The sequence below is a fragment of the Klebsiella sp. BIGb0138 genome, assembly GCF_004342285.1.
Classification (GTDB): Bacteria; Pseudomonadota; Gammaproteobacteria; order Enterobacterales; family Enterobacteriaceae; genus Klebsiella.
Genome location: NZ_SMCV01000009.1, coordinates 122138 through 145617, shown reverse-complemented (window position 1 = coordinate 145617; position 23480 = coordinate 122138). Strand labels below are relative to the sequence as shown.

General features: G+C 58.7%; 23 protein-coding genes. 18 read left to right on the top strand and 5 right to left on the bottom strand.

The genetic code is table 11. The annotated features are described in order from the left end of the window. The first annotated feature begins 41 nt into the window (after nt 1-41). From EDF73_RS19660 to EDF73_RS19630, 7 genes are all read left to right on the top strand, one after another. Nucleotides 42-818 (top strand): MetQ/NlpA family ABC transporter substrate-binding protein, encoded by a 777-nt coding sequence (locus tag EDF73_RS19660; protein WP_132730829.1) that lies wholly within the window; start codon nt 42-44, stop codon nt 816-818. Between the two features lie 63 nt (nt 819-881). Beyond that, nucleotides 882-1925: a methionine ABC transporter ATP-binding protein gene (locus EDF73_RS19655; protein ID WP_132730738.1), complete on the top strand. Its 1044-nt coding sequence runs from the start codon at nt 882-884 to the stop codon at nt 1923-1925. Nucleotides 1926-2073: 148 nt separating this feature from the next. Then, nucleotides 2074-3777: an ABC transporter substrate-binding protein gene (locus tag EDF73_RS19650; RefSeq protein WP_132730737.1), complete on the top strand. Its 1704-nt coding sequence runs from the start codon at nt 2074-2076 to the stop codon at nt 3775-3777. Between the two features lie 45 nt (nt 3778-3822). Continuing rightward, complete coding sequence (locus EDF73_RS19645; protein WP_132730736.1) at nt 3823-4782, top strand: ABC transporter permease; 960 nt, start codon at nt 3823-3825, stop codon at nt 4780-4782. Further along, the gene (gene opp4C / locus EDF73_RS19640; protein WP_132730735.1) at nt 4779-5729 is read left to right on the top strand and encodes an oligopeptide ABC transporter permease; all 951 of its coding nucleotides are present in this window, start codon (nt 4779-4781) and stop codon (nt 5727-5729) included. The genes EDF73_RS19645 and opp4C overlap by 4 nt, the downstream gene beginning before the upstream one ends. Continuing rightward, nucleotides 5726-6706 (top strand): ABC transporter ATP-binding protein, encoded by a 981-nt coding sequence (locus EDF73_RS19635; RefSeq protein WP_132730734.1) that lies wholly within the window; start codon nt 5726-5728, stop codon nt 6704-6706. Before opp4C ends, EDF73_RS19635 begins: the two co-directional genes overlap by 4 nt. Next, entirely contained in the window at nt 6703-7677 is a 975-nt protein-coding gene (locus EDF73_RS19630) for an oligopeptide/dipeptide ABC transporter ATP-binding protein (protein WP_132730733.1), read from the top strand. The genes EDF73_RS19635 and EDF73_RS19630 overlap by 4 nt, the downstream gene beginning before the upstream one ends. Nucleotides 7678-7813: 136 nt before the next feature. Here EDF73_RS19630 and EDF73_RS19625 read toward each other — a convergent pair whose 3' ends face one another. Together EDF73_RS19625 and EDF73_RS19620 are read right to left on the bottom strand one after the other, a co-directional pair. Continuing rightward, nucleotides 7814-10219 (bottom strand): membrane-bound PQQ-dependent dehydrogenase, glucose/quinate/shikimate family, encoded by a 2406-nt coding sequence (locus EDF73_RS19625; protein WP_132730732.1) that lies wholly within the window; start codon nt 10217-10219, stop codon nt 7814-7816. A gap of 281 nt (nt 10220-10500) precedes the next feature. Next, entirely contained in the window at nt 10501-11418 is a 918-nt protein-coding gene (locus EDF73_RS19620; protein WP_132730731.1) for a DUF535 family protein, read from the bottom strand. Nucleotides 11419-11724: 306 nt separating this feature from the next. On the opposite strand from EDF73_RS19620, the gene EDF73_RS19615 reads away from it, so the two are divergent. Further along, the gene (locus tag EDF73_RS19615) at nt 11725-11865 is read left to right on the top strand and encodes a hypothetical protein (RefSeq protein ID WP_132730730.1); all 141 of its coding nucleotides are present in this window, start codon (nt 11725-11727) and stop codon (nt 11863-11865) included. A 54-nt stretch (nt 11866-11919) separates the two neighbouring features. Here EDF73_RS19615 and EDF73_RS19610 read toward each other — a convergent pair whose 3' ends face one another. Further along, nucleotides 11920-12810: a LysR family transcriptional regulator gene (locus tag EDF73_RS19610; protein WP_165905752.1), complete on the bottom strand. Its 891-nt coding sequence runs from the start codon at nt 12808-12810 to the stop codon at nt 11920-11922. Between the two features lie 142 nt (nt 12811-12952). Between EDF73_RS19610 and EDF73_RS19605 the strand changes: the two genes are divergently transcribed. From EDF73_RS19605 to EDF73_RS27755, 7 genes are all read left to right on the top strand, one after another. Further along, the gene (locus EDF73_RS19605) at nt 12953-13660 is read left to right on the top strand and encodes a CoA transferase subunit A (RefSeq protein ID WP_132730728.1); all 708 of its coding nucleotides are present in this window, start codon (nt 12953-12955) and stop codon (nt 13658-13660) included. 2 nt (nt 13661-13662) lie between these two features. Further along, nucleotides 13663-14319: a CoA transferase subunit B gene (locus EDF73_RS19600; protein ID WP_132730828.1), complete on the top strand. Its 657-nt coding sequence runs from the start codon at nt 13663-13665 to the stop codon at nt 14317-14319. Between the two features lie 9 nt (nt 14320-14328). Further along, nucleotides 14329-15510: an acetyl-CoA C-acetyltransferase gene (locus EDF73_RS19595; protein WP_132730727.1), complete on the top strand. Its 1182-nt coding sequence runs from the start codon at nt 14329-14331 to the stop codon at nt 15508-15510. A gap of 11 nt (nt 15511-15521) precedes the next feature. Then, complete coding sequence (locus tag EDF73_RS19590) at nt 15522-16445, top strand: 3-hydroxyacyl-CoA dehydrogenase family protein (RefSeq protein WP_132730726.1); 924 nt, start codon at nt 15522-15524, stop codon at nt 16443-16445. A 43-nt stretch (nt 16446-16488) separates the two neighbouring features. After that, entirely contained in the window at nt 16489-17883 is a 1395-nt protein-coding gene (locus EDF73_RS19585) for a GntP family permease (RefSeq protein ID WP_207896657.1), read from the top strand. Between the two features lie 23 nt (nt 17884-17906). Next, nucleotides 17907-18677, top strand: a complete 771-nt coding sequence (locus EDF73_RS19580; RefSeq protein ID WP_132730724.1) for a 3-hydroxybutyrate dehydrogenase — start codon at nt 17907-17909, stop codon at nt 18675-18677. Nucleotides 18678-18851: 174 nt separating this feature from the next. Next, complete coding sequence (locus EDF73_RS27755; protein WP_243655237.1) at nt 18852-19022, top strand: YnfU family zinc-binding protein; 171 nt, start codon at nt 18852-18854, stop codon at nt 19020-19022. Nucleotides 19023-19249: 227 nt separating this feature from the next. Here the strand turns inward: EDF73_RS27755 and cspA are convergent, their stop codons facing one another. Next, nucleotides 19250-19465 (bottom strand): RNA chaperone/antiterminator CspA, encoded by a 216-nt coding sequence (cspA, locus tag EDF73_RS19575; RefSeq protein ID WP_132730723.1) that lies wholly within the window; start codon nt 19463-19465, stop codon nt 19250-19252. A 297-nt stretch (nt 19466-19762) separates the two neighbouring features. Between cspA and cspF the strand changes: the two genes are divergently transcribed. After that, nucleotides 19763-19975 (top strand): cold shock-like protein CspF, encoded by a 213-nt coding sequence (gene cspF / locus EDF73_RS19570; RefSeq protein ID WP_132730722.1) that lies wholly within the window; start codon nt 19763-19765, stop codon nt 19973-19975. Between the two features lie 34 nt (nt 19976-20009). On the opposite strand, the gene EDF73_RS19565 is transcribed toward cspF, so the two are convergent. After that, on the bottom strand, nt 20010-20882 hold the full coding sequence (locus EDF73_RS19565; RefSeq protein ID WP_132730721.1) for a LysR family transcriptional regulator: 873 nt from the start codon (nt 20880-20882) through the stop codon (nt 20010-20012). Nucleotides 20883-20988: 106 nt separating this feature from the next. Here EDF73_RS19565 and budA point away from each other — a divergent pair, with 106 nt between their 5' ends. Continuing rightward, a complete protein-coding gene (budA, locus tag EDF73_RS19560) occupies nt 20989-21768 on the top strand; it encodes an acetolactate decarboxylase (RefSeq protein ID WP_132730720.1) in 780 nt (259 codons plus the stop codon). Between the two features lie 10 nt (nt 21769-21778). Further along, nucleotides 21779-23458 (top strand): acetolactate synthase AlsS, encoded by a 1680-nt coding sequence (alsS, locus tag EDF73_RS19555; RefSeq protein ID WP_132730719.1) that lies wholly within the window; start codon nt 21779-21781, stop codon nt 23456-23458. The last annotated feature ends 22 nt before the right edge of the window (nt 23459-23480 follow it).

Genomic DNA, 23480 nt, shown 5'->3' with positions numbered 1-23480 from the left:
AAGACACGCTACTTTTCCAGGAAAAGACAATGAACAACATAGTGCAAAAGACCCTTATCGCTGCCGGGCTGCTGGCCCTCTTCTCCTTACCGGCGGCCGCCAACGAAACGCTGACCGTCGGCGCCACGCCGGTACCGCACGCGGAAATCCTCGAGTTCGTAAAGCCGGAGCTGGCCAAACAGGGCGTGGATTTGAACATCAAAGTTTTTAACGACTTTATTCAGCCCAACCAACAGCTGGCGGAGAAGCATCTTGATGCTAACTACTACCAGTACCGCCCTTTCCTCGATAACTACAACCAGACGCGCCACACCCAGCTGGTGCCGGTAGTGGGCGTGCACATCGAACCTTTCGGCGCCTACTCCAGCAAATACAAAACCCTCAAAGAGCTGCCGGATGGCGCCACCATCGCAATCCCTAACGATCCGGTGAACACCGGACGGGCGCTGGTGATGCTGAGCGATGCGGGTTTGATCGCCCTGAAAAACCCGCAAGATCCGCAGTCGGCAACCCGGGATATCGTCGCCAACCCGCACCATTTCAAAATTCGTGAACTGGAAGGGGCGATGCTGGCCCGCGCGGTCAACCAGGTCGATCTGGCATTTATTTTCGCCAACTATGCGCTGGAAGCCGGCATTGACACCGACAAGGCGCTGCTGGTGGAAAAAGGCAGCGATCTGTACGTCGAGTATCTGGTCGCTCGCCCCGATAACCTCAACGACCCGGGAATTCAGAAGCTGGCAAAAGCCCTGCATTCCGACGCGGTGCGCCATTTTATTTTGACCCGCTACCAAGGCAAAATTGTCCCCGGTTTCTGATAACCGGACGAGCCCGGCGGCCCTCGCGCTGCCGGTATTTCAAGGCTGACGGAGCTTACCAGCGTGACTTTAGAACAAACTGCGGTACCGCATATTCAGCTGACCGGTGTCGGCAAAGCCTATCCCAACGGCGTTCAGGCCTTGCAGGATATCGACCTGACGCTCTACCAGGGCGAAATTTTTGGCATTATCGGGCGCAGCGGCGCCGGGAAATCCACCCTGTTGCGCCTGTTTAATCGCCTGGAAAGCGCCGACAGCGGCGAGATCGTCATTCACGGCGAACAGACGTTGCGCTATTCACGTACCCAGCTACGGGATCTGCGCCGCCGGGTGGCGATGATCTTCCAGCACTTCAACCTGATGGCGACTAAAACGGTGGCGCAGAACGTGGAACTGCCGCTCAAAATGGCCGGCGTTCCGCGCGCGGAGAGGCAGCGACGGGTGGATGAGATGCTGGAGCTGGTGGGTCTGAGCGCCCTGCGCGACAGCTGGCCGGCAAAACTCTCCGGCGGGCAGAAACAGCGTACCGGCATCGCCCGGGCGCTGGTCACCCAGCCGGAAATTCTGCTCTGCGATGAGGCCACCTCCGCTCTCGACCCGGAAAACACCCTCGCGGTGCTGAAGCTGCTGAAAGAAATTAACCAGCGCCTGGGGCTGACCATCATCCTCATCACCCACGAAATGGACGTCATTCGTACCCTGTGCGACCGGGTCGCGGTGCTTGAGGGCGGCAAGATCATCGAACAGGGCGAAGTGTGGCGGGTTTTCGGCAACCCGCAACATGACGTCACCCGCAGCTTGACCCGCACCTTGCATCATGGCCGCCCCGGCGAAAATGCCCCGCCGGTCGCCGGCTCCCAGCTGGTGACGCTGCATTTTGACGGCAGCAGCGGCTGTGAACCGAACCTGCAGCATATTGCTTCGTTGCTGGGTACCGGCGCCAGCCTGCTGCACGCCAGCTGTGAACAAATCCAGGGACGGGTCATCGGCCAGCTGCGCGTACGCCTGCCGCAGCCGTTTGACGACGGCACATGGCACCAGCACGGCTGGGTGGCGGATCGCCTGACGCTGGGCACGGAGCCTGTGGTGGAAAATACTGCCACTTAATACAAAAGTGGCATTTTATTTCCACTTATTTGCTAATGACGATTAGATATAAATCATATCTTTTCGTTGTTAGACAGGCCGGGGCGCGCCTCTTATCTTTCGTCATGAATTGTAAATTTAAACGCAATTATTTGATGAGGGAGCACTTTTGTCCAGACTACTGCACGGATTAAAAACCAAACAAACGCGATTCTCGCTTGCTCTTAACATCGCCCTACTGAGCAGCACGGTAGCATTTTCCTCTGCAGCCAGCGCCGATGAAATCTTAAAAGAAGGGATCACCCCGGCCAGCGATGTCAGCCAGATCCCGGCCGCGGCTAAACTGCGCAAAGATACCGTCGTCGCCGGCATTTCCGAGCCGCAGGGGATCTTTAACCCCTACTTCTTCGTTAACGGCTGGGACGAAAACGTCACTAACGTCATCTTTTCACGGCTAATCGACTGGGATAGCCACGGCAACCTGGTGCCGGGTCTGGCTGAAAGCTGGACCGTGAGCGCGGATAACACCGTGTATACCATCAAGCTGCGGCCGAATCTGACCTTCAGCGACGGCTCGCCGCTCACCGCGGAAGACGTCGCCTTTACCCTCACCGTTCTGCTTGACCCGAAATATGACGGCGATATCGACATCACCCTCGCCAACATTGCCGGCGGCGCCGAATATAAGGCCGGAAAAGCGGACAGCGTCAGCGGACTGAAAGTCATCGACCCGCTCACGCTGCAGGTGACCACCACTCAGCCAGGGGCCACGACGCTGGCGAAAATCGGCGGCCCGGTGCTCTCCAAAGCCTACTATGGCCAAGGCTACCAGCGCGGCCAGCTTGACTATCTGCGCAGCCTGCATGGAAAACCGCTGGGGAACGGCCCGTATGTCTATGACAAATATATTCCGGGCCAGGAGATTCGTTTCCACGCCAACAGCCGCTTCTACCGCGGCACCCCGCCGACGCCGCGCTTTATCTATCGCGTCACCAACCCGTCGACCAATTTCCAGCTGTTCCAGACCGGGGAAACCGATTACGACGCCTTTACCTCGCGCCCGGATGATATTGAACAGCTGAAAATGCTCGGCTTCGCCAATATCAATCTGTATGGCTCCAGCGACTACAGCCAGGTGGAATTCAACGTCCGCCGCCCGGCGCTGCAGGACGCCAAAGTCCGCCAGGCGCTAATCTACGGTCTCGACCGCCAGAAGCTGGTGGATGTGGTGTACCAGGGATATGGCAAGGTGGCGATTGAACCCATCGCCCCCATCTCATGGGCCTATAACGCTGACGGCGTGAATCCCTACCAATACGATCCGGCACAGGCCAAAAAGTTGCTCGACGAGGCCGGCTGGAAACCGGGGCCGGACGGCATCCGCGTGAAGGATGGAAAACGGCTGGAGCTCACGCTGCTGGTAAGCAAGAAGGTGCTTAACGATGCGCTGATCCCCATCGCCAAAGAGAACTGGCAGCAGATTGGCGTGCAGCTGAAACCTCAGGTTGTGGATTTCAACGCCCTGATGGCGCAGCGCAAAGCGGGCAACTACGACCTCGCCTCCTTCAGCACCAGTACGTTGAACGACCCGCATGACGGGGTATGGGACTTCTACAGTAGCGAAGCGAAAGAGTCGGGCTATCACAATCCGCAGGTCGATCGGCTGATTAACGCCGGCAACTCGGTGCTCGACGTCGAGAAGCGTAAACCGATCTACCACCAGCTGTATAAAGTGCTGGCGGAAGACCCGCCGGTTATCTTCCTCGGCTACCGCGAAATTCTCTCTGCCAGCAGCGCCCGGGTGAGCGGTTTTAAACCGGATATCTATAACGGTCTGACCGGCAGCCTGCCGGACGTGAAAATCGTCAAATAAAAACGCCTGCCGCCGGGGACTCCCGGCGGCTGATGTGAGAGTGTCATGAGAAATTTCATCCTGAGACGGCTGCTGCAAACCCTGCCGATGCTGCTGTTGGCCTCCTTTATCATCTTTATGCTGTTTGCCAAAACGCCCGGTGACTTTATCGACGGTAATATCACGCTGACCGCCGCCCGCGCCGCCGAACTGAAAGCCATTTACGGCCTCGACCAGCCGCTGTTCACCCGTTACCTGCACTGGCTCGGCCAGCTGCTGCAAGGCGACCTGGGGTTCTCCCTGCAGTACCAGATTCCGGTCAGCCAGCTGCTGAACCAGTACATCTGGAACTCCTTCCTGCTGGCGAGCATTGCGCTGGTTTTTTACTGGGGGATTGGCCTGACGGTGGGGATGGTGTCGGCCATGAAACCGAATTCGCTGTTCGACCATCTGGTGAGCGTGGCGGTTTTTGCCGCCATGTCTTTCCCGACCTTTTTCCTCTGCCTGCTGTTGATTAAGTGGTTTGCCGTCGATCTGCACTGGCTGCCGGTCGGCGGCATGACCAACACCGGCAGCGATGACCGCGGCTGGGACTATCTCCTGCAGGTGGCCGCGCATCTGGTGCTGCCGGTGCTGGCGCTGGTGATGCTGCAGGCCGGCAGCCTGACGCGCTACTTCCGCGCCAGCATGCTCGACGTGGTAAAGATGGATTTTATCCGCACCGCCCGCGCCAAAGGGCTGCGCGAACGGACGGTGATCTTTAAACACGCGCTACGTAATGCGCTGCTGCCGATTATCACCCTCCTCGGCTTTGAGCTGCCGGGGCTGTTTTCCGGCGCCATCATCACCGAAAAAGTGTTTAACTGGCCCGGCGCGGGGCACATTCACATCGACTCTCTGGCCGCCCGCGATTATCCGGTCCTGATGGGTTTTACCCTGTTTCTGGCGGTGCTCACCATCCTGGGCAACCTGATCGCCGATGTTCTGTACGCGTGGGCCGACCCGCGCATTCGAGTGAGGTCATGATGCTCAGCTCCCTGTTTTCAACGCAACGCCGCCTGCGCAAAGCGGAGATCCCGGCGCTGGCGCAGATCGCGCCATCGCCGTGGCGCCAGGCGTGGCAGACGCTGAAACGCAACCGGCTGGCGATGTTATGCCTGGTGTTGCTGGTGGTAATGGCGGCGTGGTGCGTGCTGGGGCCCATCTGGTCGCCATGGAAAGATGACGCGACCGACGCGCTGATGATTAACAAGCCGCCGGGCGCCGGGCACTGGCTGGGCACCGACTTCCTCGGTCGCGATGTCTATACCCGCCTGCTGCTGGCCGGGCGTATTTCCCTGATTATCGGGCTGCTCACCATGCTGCTGTCGGTGGCTTTGGGCTATCTGCTCGGCGCGGTGTCCGGCTATGTCGGCGGGCTGACCGATAAGCTGATTATGCGTCTGGCGGATCTGGTGATGACCATTCCCGGACTGCCGCTGCTGATTGTCGCCGGGGCGATGTTAGCGGAACTCGATTTCTCGCCGGACGCGCGGGTCTACATGGTGGTGATCATGCTGAGCCTGCTGGAGTGGCCGAAGCTGGCGCGGCTGGTACGCGGCCAGTGCCTGTCGCTTCGCGAGCGCGACTTTATGCTGGCCACTCAGGTGCTGGGGCTCTCCGCACGCCGCCGTCTGTTTGGCCACCTGCTGCCCAACACCATTCCGATCCTCGTGGTGATGGCGACCATGGCGGTGGCGAATGCCATTCTGAGCGAATCGGCGCTGAGCTATCTGGGGCTGGGCGTGGTGCCGCCAACCCCCTCGTGGGGCAACATGATGGACGCCGCCAACAGCCTGATCGACTTCCAGCGTCGGCCGTGGCTGTGGATGCCGCCGGGGGTTGCCATTTTTATCACCGTGATTGCGATTAACGTGCTGGGTGATGGCCTGCGCGATGCAATGGATCCCAAAATGAAACAGAGGCTGAAATGAGCGCGCCGTTAATGACTTTTAAACACCTTTCGCTCTCTTTCGCCGCCGGAAAACAGCGCGTACGGGCGGTACAGGATGTCTCATTCACTCTGCACGCCGGGCAAACCGTCGGCGTGGTCGGTGAATCCGGCTGCGGAAAAAGCGTGACCGCCATGGCGTCAATGGGGCTGTTGCCGCCCCAGGCGGCGCACATTGAGAGCGGTGAAATCCTCTTCGCCGGGCAAGACCTGCTGCGTCTGAAAGCGAGCAAAATGGCGGACCTGCGCGGTAACCAGCTGGCAATGATTTTTCAGGAACCGATGACCGCCCTGAACCCGGTATTGACTATCGGCGAGCAGCTTTGCGAACCGCTGATTCGCCACCGTGGCGAATCGCCGAAGGCCGCCTGGCAGCATGCCACGGATCTCATTAGCGAGGTGGGTTTAGCCCGCGCCGGCAGCCTGATGAACAGCTACCCGCACCAGCTCTCCGGCGGGATGTTGCAGCGCATCATGATTGCGATGGCGCTGAGCTGCCGGCCAAAGCTGCTGATTGCCGATGAACCCACGACCGCCCTGGATGTGACCGTACAGGCGCAAATCCTGCGCCTGCTGCGCGACCGGGCGCAGGCGCATCAGATGGCGATGATGCTGATCACGCACGACCTCGGGGTGATCGCGCAAATGGCGGAACAGGTGGTGGTGATGTACGCCGGCAGGGTTGTCGAATCCGGCCCGACGGCCGAGATCTTACGTCGCCCGCAGCATCCCTATACCCAGGGGCTGATCGCCTCGCGTCCGGTGCCCGGTGAACGACGTCGCCGCCTGTACTCGATTCCCGGCCAGGTGCCGGATCTGGCCGCGCTGCCGCCGTACTGCGCCTTTGCCGATCGCTGCGAACGCGCCAGCGCCCATTGCCGCCGCGCTATCCCCCCGCTACTGGGGGGCCACCGGCAGGCCGCCTGCTTTCACCCTACGTTCGCGGAGCCCATCGTATGAACCCTGAATATGTTATTGAAGTGGATGGCTTGAAAAAATACTTCCCGCTGCGCGATGGGCTATTTGGCCAGCAGACCGGACAGCTGCGGGCAGTGGACGGCGTCAGCTTTAAGATTCGCCAGGGGACCATTTTTGGCCTGGTGGGCGAGTCCGGCAGCGGTAAAACCACCGTCGGCCGCACCCTGCTGGGGCTGTATGAAAAGACCGCCGGGAGCGTGAAATACCGGGGTCGGGAGCTGTCCACCCTCTCGCCGCGGGAGATGCAGGCGCTGCGCCCGAAAATCCAGCTGGTCTTTCAGGACCCCTATAGCTCGCTCAATCCGCGGATTCGGGTGGGCGATGCCATTGGCGAAGCCATGTTGCAGCATCAGCTGTGTAGCCGGGCCGAGCTGTACGATAAAGTGATTGCGGTGATGCGCATCTGCGGCCTGGCGCCGCACCATTACAACCGCTTTCCGCACGAGTTTTCCGGTGGCCAGCGCCAGCGTATCGGCATCGCCCGCGCGCTGATCCTCAACCCGGATTTCATTATTGCCGACGAGCCAATCTCGGCGCTCGATGTCTCCATCCAGGCGCAGATCATCAATCTGTTTTCCGATTTGCGCGACGATCTCGGCGTCACCTTCCTGTTTATCTCCCATGACCTTGGCGTGGTGGAACATCTGTGTGACGACGTGGCGGTAATGTATCTCGGGCAGCTGGTGGAGACCGCCGGCCGCGATACGCTGTTTGCGCAGCCGCTGCACCCGTACACCCGGGCGCTGCTGGCGGCGGTGCCGACGCTGGACCCGAACGGCGAACCGCTGGCCATCGTACAGGGGGAGATTCCCGATCCGGCGAACCCGCCTCCGGGCTGTCGTTTCTCCTCACGCTGCCCGCAGGCCAGCGATCGCTGCCGCCGCGAGATACCGGCGCTACGGGAGGTCGCCGCAGGACACCACGTGGCCTGCCATCAGATGTCGCCCGCTTAGCCCGGCTAAGCGAACGCGCGAGCCTGTTGAGCCAAATAAGGTAACTTCGCGATAAGCAAAAAAATACCAGTCAGCGGTGAAACTGACTGGTATTCCCCGTCAGGGGGAGCTAACGCAGCGGGTCGGCCTCAGACCGCTACTCTTCCAGGGCATAGGCAATAATATCGTCGCCCACGTCCGGCGAGTGGCTGGCGCCGCCGGCGGAAATCACCACGTACTCTTTCCCGGTCTTCGGTGATTTATAGATCAGCGGAGCGGCCACCGCCCCCACCGGCAGACGAGCGCGCCACAGCTCTTTACCGGTGGCTGAGTCCAGCGCACGCAGGTAGTTATCCTGAGTCCCGGCAAAGAAGATCAGCCCGGAAGCGGTAGAGGTCGGGCCGCCCAGGGTCGGCATTCCCAGCGGAATGTGCAGATGCGTTTTCAGCCCCAGCGGACCGGTATCTTCCACGGAACCCATCGGCACCTGCCACATCAGCTGGCGGCTGTTCAGGTCGATAGCGCTCATGGTGCCGAACGGCGGCGTATTACACGGCACGCCCAGCGCGGACTGCAGGATATCGATCCGCACGCCGCCGTATGGCCCGGCGATTTGCGGACGCACGGTCCCCATGAAGCCCGGAACTTCGTCAGTGGAGACTTTGTATTTCGCCATGTCCTCCTGACGCACCAGCGACATTCTCAACGGCATACGCATATCGTTAACAAACAGCGTGCCGGTCCGTTCATCAATTGAAATACCGCCCCAGTTCATGCCGCCCAGCAGGCTCGGCCACTCGATATACGGTTTTTCTGATGGCGGAGTATACATTCCCAGATAGGTCGACTCTTTGAAGTCAATACGGCACATCAGCTGGTCAAACGGCGTGACGCCCCACATCGATTTTTCCGTCAGCGGCTCTACGCCAAGCTGCGGCATCCCGGTAGAGAACGGCTGAGTGGCGGAGAGATGTTCGCCTTCAGCGCCTTCATGGGCGACCGGCCGCTCTTCCACCTGCGTCACCGGCTTGCCGGTACGACGGTCCAGCACATAGATTTGCCCGGTTTTGGTGGTCTGAATCAGTACCGGAACCTCTTCACCCTGGTCATTTTTGATGTGGAAAAGGACCGGTTGTGAGGGTAAATCGTAGTCCCAGATATCATGGTGCACGGTCTGGAAGACCCATTTTGTTTCACCAGTGCTGGCATCCACCGCCACCACGGAAGAGCCGTATTTCTCTTTAGCCGCGTTACGATCGCCGCCCCAGTAATCCGGCGGACCGTTACCGGTCGGCAGATAAACCAGGTTCAGCTCTTTATCGAAGCCGGGCACCGTCCAGACGTTAGGCGTTTCGAGGGTGTAGACGCGGCCCTTTTCCGGGTCGCTAATATTTTCCGGCTGGCCCACATCCCAGGCCCAGACGACTTTACCGTTGCGCACGTCAAACGCGCGAACCACGCCCGACGGTTCGCCGTGTACGATATCGCGTACCCAGCCGCCCAGCACCGCAATGTGTCCCATGATCACCGGCGTGGAGGTCGGATGGTAGCGTTTGCTGTTTTCGGTGTTATCCATCCCCTGTTTCAGATCGACGCTGCCGTGCGTGCCGAAGTCATCGCACAGTTCGCCGGTTCTGGCATTGAGCGCCAGCAGACGCGCGTCGACGGTAGACACCAGAATCCGCTGCGGACACTGCTGCAGCGCCGGGCTGGCCTTCTCTTGCGCGCTCAACGACGTATCGCTTTGCACGTCATAGTAGCCCACGCCGCGGCAGGTAACGTGCTCCGCGGTCTGCGCGTGCGGGTCAAAACGCCAGCGCGCTTTGCCGGTATCCGCATCCAGCGCGGTCACCACGTTTAGCGGCGTACAGGAGTATAGGGTGTCGCCAATTTGCAGCGGCGTGTTTTCATCCACCCCAATCCCCGGGCCGGTGACCCGACGGCCGGTGTGATAAGTCCACGCCACCTTCAGGTTCTTGACGTTCTCAGGGGTAATATCGTCATATGGCGCAAAACGGGTGCCCGACGCGTCACGGCCGAAAAATTCCCAGTTATCACTTTGCGCAGCCAGGGTCGGCTTGTTATCGCCGGCGGCTTTGACCACGCCATGATGAATGCCGCCATGCGGGTAAAATGCCGAGACCAGCGTCGCCAGCAGCGCGAGGAATATCGCCGAGGCGCTCCAGTTGGCATAGCGGACATGCGCGCGTTTCACCGGCAGCGTCGTGGCCAGCCACAGGCCGAGCATCAACAGCAGCGCGGGAACCACCAGTCGTGGAATCAGCCCCCAGTAGCTCAGCTGCACTTCATAGAGCGCCCAGACGAGGGTCAGCAGGAAGGTAATGATAGCGAAAGGAAGGACGTAGCGACTGCGGATGACGTATCCGACGGCGATCAGCAGATAGGCCAGGCCGGCCAACAGATACCAGGCGCTGCCGCCTAGCGAGAGGAGCTTGCCGCCCCAGAGAGTCAAAAACAGTCCAATCCCAAAACTCAGTACCACAAAGAGTAGTCGGTAAACGGTGAAGAAAATCCCTCTTCCGCTACCTTGTTGTTCGTCCATATCTCATCCCATACGACGTTAGTCGATATAACCAATGTATTTATTTTTAACAGTGTCTTATCAGAAAATGACCGGGCACTGACCACATAACATGCTGGTTGGACGCTCATGAGCCGAGCGAAGAACGTAATAAAGTATAAGGATATGTAAAAGTTATGTAAAACCATCCCGCATTAAATGTTTAAAATTTTTTAATTTATAAAAGGAAGTTGAGCGAGCGGAAAGGGATAAGTTGGGAGGAGAGTGGCGGGTCAACAGCCCCCTGTTGACCCGCCAGTCGCTTACTGCAGCTTAGTCGCGGGCGGCTGTGCGCTGATGTTCCGCAAGGCGGCCATCAGCTCCAGCTGCGCCAGCTCCTTCAAACTTTCACGTTTGATAAACTGGCTGCGATGCTTACTTTTTACTTCTTCAAGACTTTTCTTTATCTCATGCGGCGGTAATTTATACCATCCGCGGCGGTGCTTTTCGCCACCGAGTTCCAGCCACAGCTCGGCGTAACGGCTTTTCAGCCGTTCGCTTTTGACGTGAAAATCTGAGTCGATCGCATAGATCTCTTTAATATCGCAATACTGCAAAAAAGCGTACAGCAAAGAGATAATTAAATTTTTCGGCCGCGCACCGTGTAACTCTTTGGTCAGCACTTTAATTTCATCATTAGCAATATCCTTCCCGCCCTGAATTCCGCCAATATACGCCCGGCGATCTTCAGTACAGGAAAAACAGATGCTATAGATGCGTTTGTCACCCTGTAACATTAATAGCATCAGCTCGCCCTCTTCCTGAAAAGGCGAAGCCAGCAGCTTAACCGCAAGGTGGGTGCCGTTTTTCAACGGAATTTCTGCCACCGGCAGCCCGAAGTCCTGCACATTATACAGCTGCGGCAGCACCGTCGGACTGAAGGTTTTTTCTATAAAATTCAACGAACCATAAGCAATAGCCAGCTTGGTTCTTTTGGACATTTTTTTATTCAAATACGCTTTGAACGGCTTATCCTGGAAACTGACCAGCCCCTCGGTGGCGCCGGTCAATCTGGCGCAGACGTATTTATCACAAAGTTCTTGATATTCCTTATACTTTCCCCCTGCGAGAGGTATTTCTCTGCATTTTCGTAAGACCTTTTTATATTTGAGTTTAATTTGACAAATAAATTTATTATTTTTTCGCCATTCTTTGATGGCAACTGTTGCTGTTGGCGCCATTGATCAAGATCCATAGAATCAACCATAATCGCGGCCATAATATCATGAATAGCCCAGGTCAACGCCTGATTGCCAGTTTGTTGTCCTTTCATTTAATAAGTAGCCAGATAATCATTTTTACGCATTCAAAATAATAATCATCTGTCAACTCTTATTATTAGCGGTAAACGCGAGGAGGCTGTCGAAATAACCGGCAACAGCACCAAATTATCGCTATGTGCGGTCGCCTGCCGGCCTGGGTTCATCCCCTGGGGGTTTTGTTCTATAATCTGCTGACGGTCAAAACTGAACTAAAGTGGGTAACTCATGGAAATTGATCTCGACAACCTGGTTTTCAGCGGTCTGGAAGAGGCGGAAGAGCGTAACGCCGAACGCCTTGAAGATGCTGACAAAAAAGCCGAGGCGATTGTTGCCGATGATGATTGCGGCGACGCCTGCAAAATCTGATTGCTGAACCGGCTAACCACGCCGGTTTTTTCCTCTGTCCCCTGTACCGGCAGCTCAAGCCGAAAACGCCGCCTTCAACGTCTCCAGCAGCGCCTGAGCCGCTTTCGACAGCTGCATATGCCCGGCATGAATCACCCCGATACATTTTTCAATCGGCGGGTTATCGAGCGGCAGACACACGGTGCCCAGCGCCTGCATTTGCGACTGGCATAATGCCGGTACGGCGCTGCCGCCAAGACCGCTGGCGACCATTCTCCCCACCGTCACCAGTTGGTGACTCTCCAGCGCCACATCCAGCTTACGCCCGCTGCGCGCCAGCTCCTCTTCAAGCATCAGGCGCACCGCCGAAGGCCGTTGCAGAGTGATAAAGTCGAGCGTCAGCAGTTCCTGCCAGCTTAGCCGGCGCCTGCTGGCCAGCGGCGACGCCTTCGGCACAATGGCGACAAAACGGTCAACCCCCAGCGGGGTAAACAGCAAATTGTTGGCTGGCGCCGGTTCGAACGCGATCCCCATTTCTACCCGACCTTCACGAACCATTTCAATCACCTGCTCGTTAATCACGTCATGAACCGTCACGTTGATACCGGCATAACGGTCGCGAAATGCTTTCAGCACTTCGGGCAGGACGTTCGCCGCAAACGAGGGCATCGCCGCCACCGATATTTTGCCGCGCTGCAGGGTGAAGCTCTGCCGCATCGCCTCTTCGACGTTGTCCCAGTCCGCCAGCAGCTGGCGCGCCATCGGTAAGAAACTCTCCCCTTCCTGAGTCAGCGTCACTTTGCGGGTGCTGCGCTGCAGCAGCGCGCCGCCCAGCACCTCCTCCAGGCCTTTGATGGTCAAACTAAGGGCCGGTTGCGAAAGATTCAGCCGCTCGCTGGCATGGGCAAAATTGAGAGTGTGAGCTACCGCTAAAAACGCGCGTAACTGTTTGACACTCATTCTCATTTCTTCACCTGTTAACTAATTGAAAAGATTTAGTTAACAATAAATTAATAAGAAAACCAAATGAGTGGGTCACAAATTCAAAATTAACAAATCAGTCAGCGCCGCCAATGATAACCCTATCGCAAGCCAGCAGAGGTGAAACATGGCAGGACTGGACAAGCGCGTCGCCAGCTACGAGGCGGCGCTGGAAGGACTAACGGATGGAATGACGTTGCTGGCCGGCGGCTTTGGCCTGTGTGGTATCCCTGAGAACCTGATTGCCGAAGTCAAACGCCGCCGGGTGCACGGGCTGACGGTGGTATCGAATAACTGCGGCGTTGATGGTTTTGGTCTCGGCCTGCTGCTGGAAACCCGCCAGATATGCAAAGTGGTGGCGTCGTACGTCGGTGAAAACGCGCTGTTTGAACAGCAGGTGCTCAGCGGTGAACTGGAGGTGGACCTCACCCCACAGGGGACGCTGGCGGAAAAAATACGTGCCGGGGGCGCCGGCATTCCCGGGTTTTATACCGCCACCGGCTACGGCACGCCGGTGGCGGAAGGCAAAGAAGTCCGCCAGTTCGCGGGCAAAAACTACATCCTCGAAGAGGCGATTCGCGGCGATTTCGCCCTGATTAAGGGCTGGAAAGCCGACTGGTACGGCAACGTGATCTATCGCCATACGGCGCAAAACTTTAACCCGCTGATGGCCGCCGCCGGGCGCATTACGGTGGTAGAGGTTGAAGAGATCGTGGCGCCGGGCGAGCTGCCTCCCTCCTCCATCCACACGCCAGGAATCTACGTCGACCGGCTGATTGTCGGTCAGTTCGAAAAACGCATTGAACAGCGCACGCTGCGCGCAGGGAGCCGCTGATGATGTTGACTCGTGAACAAATGGCGATGCGCGTCGCCAGAGAGCTGCGCGATGGCGACTACGTTAACCTCGGCATCGGCATCCCGACGCTGGTGGCGAACTACATCCCGGAGGGTATCGACGTGATGCTGCAATCCGAAAACGGCCTGCTCGGCATGGGCGGTTTTCCGCACGAGGAACAGCTTGACGCCGATATGATCAACGCCGGCAAGCAGACCGTCACCGCCCGCAGCGGCGCGGCGATTTTCGACTCCGCCCAGTCCTTCGCCATGATCCGCGGCGGCCATGTCGATTTAACCGTTCTCGGGGCCTTTGAAGTCGACATCGAGGGCAATATCGCCTCGTGGATGATCCCCGGAAAGATGGTGAAAGGCATGGGGGGGGCGATGGATCTGGTTGCCGGGGCGCAAAACATCATCGTGGTGATGACCCACGCCTCGAAAAGCGGCGAATCCAAACTCCTGCCGCGGTGCACCTTGCCGCTGACCGGCGTCGGCTGTATCCGCCGGGTGCTGACCGATCTCGCCCTGCTGGAAATTCGCGACGGCGCCTTCGTGCTGCGCGAATACGCGCCGGGGGTCACCGTTGACGAGATTGCCCGTAAAACCGCCGGACGGCTGATTGTGCCGGACGATGTCTGCGAAATGCGTTTCAACTAAGGAAGCAGAATGAAAGAAGTGGTGATTGTCAGCGCGCTCAGGACGCCGATCGGCAGCTTTCGCGGCGTTTTCTCGACGCTTTCCGCCGTCGACCTCGGCGTTGCGGTGGTACAAGGACTGCTGGCCCGTAGCCAGCTTCCGGCATCGGAAGTGGATGAACTGATCTTCGGTCAGGTGCTGACCGCCGGCTGCGGGCAAAACCCGGCGCGGCAAACGGCATTACGCGCCGGGCTGCCGGTCACCAGCGCCGCGGTCACGGTCAATCTGGTGTGCGGCTCCGGGCTCAAGGCGGTACAGCAGGCGGTGCAGTCGATCCGCTGCGGCGACGCCCAGGTGGTCATCGCCGGCGGCCAGGAGAGCATGAGCAATGCCCCTTACCTGGTCGACGGCGCCCGCGCCGGACTGCGGTTGGGCCATACCAGCATGCTGGACAGCATGATTCAGGACGGACTGTGGGACGCCTTCAACGATTATCACATGGGGATGACGGCGGAAAACCTCGCCGACCAATTTGCCATTAACCGCCAGCAGCAGGACGCCTTCGCCGTGCAATCGCAGCGCAAAGCGGCCGCGGCGATCGAGGCCGGCCGCTTTCAGGCAGAGATTATCCCGGTGAGCGTCAGCCAGGGGAAAAAACCGCCGCAGGTGATTACCGGCGATGAACAGCCCCGGCCGAATGCCAGCGCAGAACAGCTGGCGCAGCTCCGCCCGGCGTTTCGCCACCAACACGGCACCGTCACCGCCGGGAATGCCTCCTCGCTGAACGACGGCGCGGCGGCGGTACTGCTGATGAGCGCCGACAAAGCGCGTGAGCTGGGGCTGCCGGCGCTGGCTCGCATCGTCAGTTCAGGGGTGGCGGGCGTCGATCCCGCGGTGATGGGGCTCGGTCCGGTCAGCGCCTGTCAGAAGGCGCTGGAACGGGCCGGATGGACGCTCGATGAGGTCGATTTAATCGAGGCCAATGAAGCCTTTGCCGTCCAGGCGCTGGCGGTCGGCGAGACGCTGGGCTGGGAGGGCCATAAGGTGAACGTCAACGGCGGGGCGATCGCATTAGGCCACCCGATTGGCGCCTCCGGCTGTCGGATCCTCGTAACCCTGGTGCACGAAATGCAGCGCCGCAACGTCAGAAAGGGGTTGGCTACCCTCTGCGTCGGCGGTGGCCAGGGTATCGCGATGACCATTGAACGCTAACAGGAGTCACTATGTATAAACCAACGCTGGCGGTACTCGGCGCCGGGCTGATGGGCATTGGCATCGCCTGCCATTTTGCCCGCCACGGCCACCGGGTACGGCTTTACGATACCGATCCGGCGCGCGTGGCGGAAGTCCCCGCCGTTGTCACCGCCATTCTGAATGAGCTACACGATGCCGGCCAGTTTGAGGTCAGCAACGCCCCGGCGTTACTGGCGCGGCTGACCCCGACCACCGCCCTGAACGATCTGGCGGAATGCACCCTGCTGATTGAGGCCATTCCCGAACGCCTGGCGCTAAAACATGCGCTGTATGCGCAGCTGGAAGCGATTATCGCCGAAGATGCGCTGATTGCCAGTAATACCAGCGGCCTGCCGCCGGACCAGCTGGCCGAGGGGATGGCGCATCCGCAACGTCTGCTGATCGCCCATTTCTGGCACCCGCCGCACTTTATTCCCCTTGTGGAAGTGGTTCCCGGCAGCGCCACCCGTCCGGAACTGCCCGCCCGGCTCAGCGAATTTTTTACCGCGACGGCGCTGGAGGCCGTGGTCCTTAACCGCGCCGCGCCGGGTTTTGTCGGCAACCGCCTGCAGTTCGCCCTGCTGCGCGAAGCGCTGCATATCGTCCACAGCGGCATCGCCTCGGCGGAAGTGGTCGATCGGGTGATGCGCGCCTCGCTTGGCCGCCGTTACGCTATGGTGGGGCCGCTGGAGGCCGCCGATATGACCGGACTGGCGACGGTGCAGGATATCTGTCAGCACCTGTTGCCGGAGCTGGCCAGCGGTACGCAAATGATGGCCCTGGTGGCGGAAAAAGTCGCCCGCGGCGATACCGGCGCCCGCAGCGGACAAGGCTTTTACCGCTGGGATGACGCCCGCACGGCCCGCATCCGGTCGCGCCGGGAACACCAGCTGCGCTATGCCCTGAAACCGTAACTTCGCGAACGGTACCCGACAATAACAAGACAAGTGAGGCATCGTGATGAGTGTTTTGATTGCCCTGGCCGCGTTGGCATTACTGATGCTGGCCGCCTATCGCGGATATAGCGTTATCCTTTTTGCGCCGATCGCCGCCCTCGGGGCGGTATTGTTGACCGACCCCGGCGCGGTCGGCCCCACCTTCACCGGCCTGTTCATGGAAAAAATGGTCGGTTTTGTGAAGCTGTACTTCCCGGTATTTCTGCTGGGCGCGGTCTTCGGCAAGCTGATTGAACTCTCGGGATTCTCCCGCTCCATCGTTGCCGCCGCCATTCAGATCCTCGGCCGGCGTCACGCCATTCCGGTGATTGTGCTGGTTTGCGCCCTGTTAACCTACGGCGGGGTATCGCTGTTTGTCGTGGCCTTCGCGGTCTACCCGTTCGCCGCTGAACTATTTCGCCAGAGCGGAATACCGAAGAGACTGATTCCGGCAACCGTGGCCCTGGGCGCCTTTTCATTCACCATGGATGCGCTGCCCGGCACGCCGCAGATCCAGAATATTATTCCCACCAGCTTCTTCGGCACCAACGCCTGGGCAGCCCCGTGGCTGGGGTTGATCGGTTCACTGTTTATCATCACGTTGGGTCTGCTATGGCTTGAGCGCCAGCGGCGTAAAGCCCAGGCCAACGCTGAAGGCTACGGTACCAATTTGCAAAACGAGCCGGATACGCCGGATAACATTAACCTGCCTCATCCGCTGATTGCGATTGCGCCCCTGCTGCTGGTTGGCGTCCTGAACCTGCTGTTTACCCGCTGGATCCCGCGGTGGTATGGCGCCAGCCACCAACTGGTCCTGCCGGGGCTGCCGACGCCGATCGTCACGGAAGTCGGCAAAATCACCGCTATCTGGGCGGTGGAAGCGGCGCTGCTTGCCGGTATTTTCGTCGTGCTGCTGTTCGGCTTTCGCAATATTCGCGGCCGTCTCGCCGAGGGAAGCCGTACCGCCGTGAGCGGAGCGATCCTCGCGGCGATGAATACCGCCTCGGAATACGGTTTCGGCGCGGTGATTGCCGCGCTTCCCGGCTTCCTGGTATTGTCCAAAGCGCTGACCGCCATTCCCAACCCGTTGTTAAATGAAGCAATTAGCGTCACCGTACTGGCGGGGATTACCGGCTCGGCATCCGGCGGCATGAGCATCGCGCTGGCGGCGATGTCGGATACTTTTGTCGCCGCCGCCCACGCCGCCCATATTCCGCTTGAGGTATTGCATCGCGTGGCGTCGATGGCCAGCGGCGGCATGGACACATTACCGCACAATGGCGCGGTGATTACCCTGCTGGCGATCACCGGCCTGAGCCACCGTCAGGCCTACGGCGGCATCTTTGCGATTACCCTGATCAAGAGTCTGGCGGTCCTGTTTGTCATCGCGATCTTCTATTTAACCGGTATCGTTTAACCGGTATGACTAAGGAAAATACAATGAATCTGAACGGTAAAGTGGCGCTGGTCACCGGCTCGACGAGCGGTATTGGTTTAGGCATTGCCAAAGTGCTGGCACAGGCCGGCGCGCAGCTGATTCTCAACGGTTTTGGCGACAGCGCTGCTGCGCGTTCGGAGGTCGCCCGGGCGGGAACCGCGCCGGGTTATCACGATGCCGACCTGCGCGATGTGCAGCAGATTGAAGCGATGATGGCCTACGCACAAGCCGAATTTGGCGGCGTCGATATCGTGATTAATAACGCCGGGATCCAGCATGTGGCGCCGGTGGAGAGTTTTGCGGTGGAGAAGTGGAACGATATTATCGCCATTAACCTGTCGAGCGTTTTTCACACCAGCCGCCTGGCGCTGCCCGGCATGCGGGCGCGCAACTGGGGGCGCATTATTAATATCGCCTCGGTTCACGGCCTGGTGGCGTCAAAGGATAAGTCGGCCTACGTGGCGGCCAAGCACGGCGTGGTGGGCTTTACTAAAACGCTGGCGCTGGAGACCGCGAGAACCGGCATCACCTGCAACGCGATTTGCCCCGGCTGGGTATTAACGCCGCTGGTGCAGCAGCAGATCGATAAGCGCATCAGCGAAGGGGCGAAACCAGAGGACGCCCGCGCGCAGCTGCTGGCGGAAAAACAGCCCGCGGGCGAGTTTGTGACGCCGCAGCAGCTGGGCGAGCTGGCGCTGTTTTTGTGCAGCGAGGGGGCCGCTCAGGTCCGCGGCGCGGCGTGGAACATGGACGGCGGCTGGATCGCGCAATAACCGCCCCCTCTCAGGAGGAACCTGTTCCTCCTGAGAAACGCAGCCCGTTTCCCTCATTTTTGTCCGCGGAAATATTCGCCTGCTGCCGGTTTATTTTTGGCGAAAGACAATGAGTTCGAGCTATTTATTTAATAATGATGTATGGTTTCAGGCCATTAAATCAGGAAAAATCATATGTCAGATCGAAAAGATGCTAAAAGCCGCCGTAATTATCTTGTAAAATGCACCTGCCCTAACTGCTCCCAGGATTCCGAACACAGCTTTAGCCGAGTACAAAAAGGCGCCCAGCTCATTTGCCCTTATTGCCACAAACTCTTCCAGACGTCAGCAAAAACCGCAGCTTAATTTCCAGGTTACCCCACGCTGATTGTTCCCCGAAACCCGGACTTAATTAGATTATTCTTATTATCGGTGATGACGGGCACAATCGGTGGTGTCTTTGCTTTGGCAAATAAAAAACCCGCACGCTGGCGGGTTTTAAATAAACTTAAATTTATCTTTTAATCTCATCAATCTGTCTACTCAGGCTGTTGCCGTCTTCGTTGTCGCAGACCGACGAGAATTCAGAAAATTTACCCTACAATCGCGACGTTTGTCGCAGCCGGGCCTTTCGCGCCGCTGCCAATAACAAACTCAACCTTTTGCCCTTCAAACAGGGTACGGAAGTCATCGCTTTGAATCGCAGAAAAGTGAACAAATATGTCCTTGCTACCATCAGCAGGCGTAATGAAGCCGAAGCCCTTATCTGCGTTAAACCATTTTACTAAACCAGTCATTTTATTCGACATTTTATAATCCTTTTTTTGAGCCTTTTAGGCAAACTGATTTGCGTTACAGAAACGACTTAACACTTAATGGAGGGACTCAAGGAAGGAGGTATCAGCGATAACGCCTGGAAATGAGGACTGCTTTAGTGAACTGCTTTCTGTCTTACAAACCGACCCAGCTATTAAGGCACAGGCGATATTTATTAGCAACACTTATTTTAGCCATCCAGAAGCCCGGCCTCGCGGAAAATAAAATTAATAGCTTTATTCCCTGCTTAAGGTATAGTGCGCCGGTACTTATTTTCCCAAGGATTTTATTTGTTCCAAAAAATGACAGGCATTGTCAAAGCGTTTGATAATAAAACCGGCAAAGGCCTTATAATTCCCTCCGATGGTCGTAAAGACGTTCAGGTCCATATTTCCGCATTATCCCCAGGCGAACCAGAAACCATTATCCCAGGCATTCGTGTTGAGTTTCGTCGGGTTAACGGCCTGCGCGGCCCCACGGCGGCAAACGTCTATCTTTCATAACCGCAGCGCCGCGGCCCGCGGGCACACGGTGCGGCTAAAACATCTGCAGAAAACGCTTTACCGTCCGCGAGCGTTCGAATCGCCGCCAGGCAATGGCGATATCGGTAGTCAGCGGCGCCCCCTGCAGCGGGTGCCAGGTGACCTCAGGGTGGTGAATACAGGTCATCGATAGCGGCACCAGCGCAAAACCAAATCCGGCAGCCACCATGCTCAAAGAGGCGGAGAGTTGCGACGATTGCCTCGCCTGGCGCATATCGATTCCGGCACGCAAACAACTATTAAATACCTGCTCATACAGCCCCGGGGCCACCTCGCGCGGAAATAGCACCGGCGCGGTGCCCTGCAGCCGCGCCAGGGGCAGCGTGGACTCCGCGGCAAGCGGGTGGTCGCGGTGAAGGGCAATAACCATCGGCTCTTCATCAATAATGCGCAAGTTAAACGCTTTGCTGCTTTCGCACGGCAGGCGTACAAAAGCGATATCCAGCTCCCCTTCCCCCAGCGCGCTCATCAGCGCCGCCATATTGCCCTCGACCTGGCGCAGGGCGACCGCCGGATAATGGCGCTGAAACTGGCGCAGCAGCGCGAAAATCTGCGGATGAAAAGCATTAGAACTGGTAATACCTAACGCCAGGCGGCCGTTCATTCCGCGGGCGATGCCTTTGGTCTTTTCCAGCGCCGCATCGCTCAGGGAGAGGATCTGGCAGGCATCCTCATAAAACGATTCCCCCGCTTCCGTCAGCTCAATTCCTCGCGTCAAACGGCGCAGCAGCGGCGTGCCAATCTCCCGTTCAAGCCGCTGAATCTGCTGACTTAATGGCGGTTGAGAGATGCCGAGCTCCCTGGCGGCGCGGGTGAAATTTCGCGCCTCGGCCACGGCGACAAAATAGCGTAAATAACGAAGTTCCATATAAAAAACGTCTCAAACCAACATGCTTTCTATATTGGAACTGAGCGCTGAATCGGGTCAACAATTATTTAATCTTTCTTATATTTGTTGAACGAGGAAGTCGCTGATGACCCGATCTTCTGCATGCACCTGCCAGCAGAGCCTGTATGAAACCGTACGCGGTTTTTCTGCCCAGCGGCCTGAGAGCGTGCTCTACCAGACCTCTTTGATGAGCGCGCTCCTGAGCGGCGTCTATGAGGGCAATACCACCATCGCCGACCTGCTTACCCACGGCGACTTCGGTCTCGGGACCTTTAATGAACTTGACGGCGAGCTGATCGCCTTCAGTAGCGAGGTCTACCAGCTGCGCGCCGACGGTAGCGCGCGCAAAGCCCGCGCGGATCAAAAAACGCCGTTCGCGGTGATGACCTGGTTTCGCCCGCAGCATCGCGTCAGCTTCGACCATCCGGTCAACCGCCAGCAGCTGCATGAGATCATCGACCGGCGCATCCCCTCTGATAATCTGTTCTGCGCCCTGCATATCGCAGGCCATTTTCGCCACGCCCATACCCGGACCGTTCCTCGTCAGTCCCCGCCCTACCGGGCGATGACCGATGTTCTGGACGACCAGCCGGTGTTCCGCTTCAACCAGCGCCAGGGGATACTGGTCGGTTTTCGCACTCCGCAGCATATGCAGGGGATCAACGTCGCCGGGTATCACGAACATTTCATCACCGACGATCGTCAGGGCGGCGGGCATCTGCTGGATTACCAGCTCGACCGCGGCGTGCTGACCTTCGGCGAGATCCACAAGCTGTTGATTGACCTCCCGGTCGACAGCGCTTTTCTGCAGGCCGATCTGCATCCTGACAATCTCGACGCCGCCATCCGCGCGGTAGAAAACTAAGGAGCTTCCTATGGACAATCAACGTCACGAACGCCGGTGGGCGCACGGCGCGGATATGATCGTCAGCCAGCTTGAGGCCCAGGGGGTACGCCAGGTCTTCGGCATCCCCGGCGCCAAAATAGATAAAGTTTTCGATTCGCTGCTGGACTCCACCATCCGCATTATTCCCGTACGTCACGAAGCCAACGCCGCTTTTATGGCCGCGGCGGTCGGGCGCCTTACCGGTAAAGCGGGCGTCGCGCTGGTCACCTCCGGCCCGGGCTGTTCGAATCTGATTACCGGCATGGCCACCGCCAACAGCGAAGGCGACCCGGTGGTGGCGCTGGGCGGCGCGGTCAAGCGGGCGGATAAGGCCAAACTGGTCCATCAAAGCATGGATACCGTGGCGATGTTCAGCCCGGTGACCAAATATGCCGTGGAAGTCACCGCCGCCGACGCGCTGGCGGAAGCCGTCTCCAACGCCTTTCGCGCCGCTGAACAGGGGCGCCCGGGCAGCGCCTTTATCAGCCTGCCGCAGGATGTTGTCGATCAACCTGCCCACGGCGCGATTCTGCCGGCCGGCAACGTCCCGCAAATGGGGGCCGCCCCGGACGAGGCGATCGACAAGGTCGCGCGGATGATCGCCGCCGCCAAAAATCCCATCTTCCTGCTCGGGCTGATGGCCAGCCAGCCGGAAAACAGCCGCGCTCTGCACCAGCTGCTGGAGCAGAGTCATATTCCGGTCACCAGTACCTACCAGGCCGCCGGGGCGGTCAACCAGCAGCATTTTTCACGCTTCGCCGGCCGGGTCGGGCTGTTTAACAACCAGGCCGGTGACCGCCTGCTGCATCTGGCGGACCTGATCATCTGCATCGGCTACAGCCCGGTGGAATATGAACCGGCGATGTGGAACCGCGGCGACGCGACGCTGGTACATATCGACGTCCTGCCCGCGTATGAAGAACGTAACTACACCCCGGATAGCGAACTGGTGGGCGATATCGCCGCGACGCTGAACAAACTGACCCGGCGCATCACGCATAAGCTGGTATTAACCCCGCAGGCGGCGGAGATCCTCCGCGATCGCCAGCATCAGCGCGAACTGCTCGACCGCCACGGCGCGCAGCTGAATCAATTTGCCCTTCATCCGCTGCGCATCGTGCGGGCAATGCAGGATATCGTTAACGACGATGTCACCCTCACCGTCGACATGGGCAGCTTCCATATCTGGATTGCCCGCTATCTGTACAGCTTCCGCGCCCGTCAGGTGATGATTTCCAACGGTCAGCAGACGATGGGCGTCGCGCTGCCGTGGGCAATCGGCGCGTGGCTGGTGAATCCGCAGCGCAAAGTGGTCTCGGTTTCCGGCGACGGCGGTTTCCTGCAATCCAGCATGGAGCTGGAAACCGCCGTCCGACTGCGGGCCAATATCCTGCATATCATCTGGGTCGACAACGGTTACAACATGGTGGCGATTCAGGAACAGAAAAAATACCAGCGCCTCTCCGGCGTGGAATTCGGCGCGGTGGATTTTAAAGCCTACGCCGAAGCTTTTGGGGCCAAAGGCTTTGCGGTGGAGAGCGCCGACGCGCTGGAGCCGACGCTGCGTGCCGCCATGGACGTCGATGGCCCTGCGGTGGTCGCCATTCCGGTCGATTACCGCGATAACCCGCTGCTGATGGGACAGCTCCATCTCAGCCAGATACTTTGAGCCACCATCAATAAAAGGAAAG

What these genes read in the sequence shown, in the direction of transcription:
- budA (WP_132730720.1), top strand. Translation starts at nt 20,989, where the DNA reads ATGACCCGATCTTCTGCATGCACCTGCCAGCAGAGCCTGTATGAAACC.
- EDF73_RS19630 (WP_132730733.1), top strand. Translation starts at nt 6,703, where the DNA reads ATGAACCCTGAATATGTTATTGAAGTGGATGGCTTGAAAAAATACTTC.
- EDF73_RS27755 (WP_243655237.1), top strand. Translation starts at nt 18,852, where the DNA reads ATGTCAGATCGAAAAGATGCTAAAAGCCGCCGTAATTATCTTGTAAAA.
- EDF73_RS19645 (WP_132730736.1), top strand. Translation starts at nt 3,823, where the DNA reads ATGAGAAATTTCATCCTGAGACGGCTGCTGCAAACCCTGCCGATGCTG.
- EDF73_RS19595 (WP_132730727.1), top strand. Translation starts at nt 14,329, where the DNA reads ATGAAAGAAGTGGTGATTGTCAGCGCGCTCAGGACGCCGATCGGCAGC.
- EDF73_RS19610 (WP_165905752.1), bottom strand. Translation starts at nt 12,810, where the DNA reads ATGAGAATGAGTGTCAAACAGTTACGCGCGTTTTTAGCGGTAGCTCAC.
- EDF73_RS19615 (WP_132730730.1), top strand. Translation starts at nt 11,725, where the DNA reads ATGGAAATTGATCTCGACAACCTGGTTTTCAGCGGTCTGGAAGAGGCG.
- EDF73_RS19635 (WP_132730734.1), top strand. Translation starts at nt 5,726, where the DNA reads ATGAGCGCGCCGTTAATGACTTTTAAACACCTTTCGCTCTCTTTCGCC.
- EDF73_RS19600 (WP_132730828.1), top strand. Translation starts at nt 13,663, where the DNA reads ATGTTGACTCGTGAACAAATGGCGATGCGCGTCGCCAGAGAGCTGCGC.
- EDF73_RS19625 (WP_132730732.1), bottom strand. Translation starts at nt 10,219, where the DNA reads ATGGACGAACAACAAGGTAGCGGAAGAGGGATTTTCTTCACCGTTTAC.
- alsS (WP_132730719.1), top strand. Translation starts at nt 21,779, where the DNA reads ATGGACAATCAACGTCACGAACGCCGGTGGGCGCACGGCGCGGATATG.
- EDF73_RS19620 (WP_132730731.1), bottom strand. Translation starts at nt 11,418, where the DNA reads ATGGCGCCAACAGCAACAGTTGCCATCAAAGAATGGCGAAAAAATAAT.
- EDF73_RS19580 (WP_132730724.1), top strand. Translation starts at nt 17,907, where the DNA reads ATGAATCTGAACGGTAAAGTGGCGCTGGTCACCGGCTCGACGAGCGGT.
- cspA (WP_132730723.1), bottom strand. Translation starts at nt 19,465, where the DNA reads ATGTCGAATAAAATGACTGGTTTAGTAAAATGGTTTAACGCAGATAAG.
- opp4C (WP_132730735.1), top strand. Translation starts at nt 4,779, where the DNA reads ATGATGCTCAGCTCCCTGTTTTCAACGCAACGCCGCCTGCGCAAAGCG.
- EDF73_RS19565 (WP_132730721.1), bottom strand. Translation starts at nt 20,882, where the DNA reads ATGGAACTTCGTTATTTACGCTATTTTGTCGCCGTGGCCGAGGCGCGA.
- EDF73_RS19605 (WP_132730728.1), top strand. Translation starts at nt 12,953, where the DNA reads ATGGCAGGACTGGACAAGCGCGTCGCCAGCTACGAGGCGGCGCTGGAA.
- EDF73_RS19590 (WP_132730726.1), top strand. Translation starts at nt 15,522, where the DNA reads ATGTATAAACCAACGCTGGCGGTACTCGGCGCCGGGCTGATGGGCATT.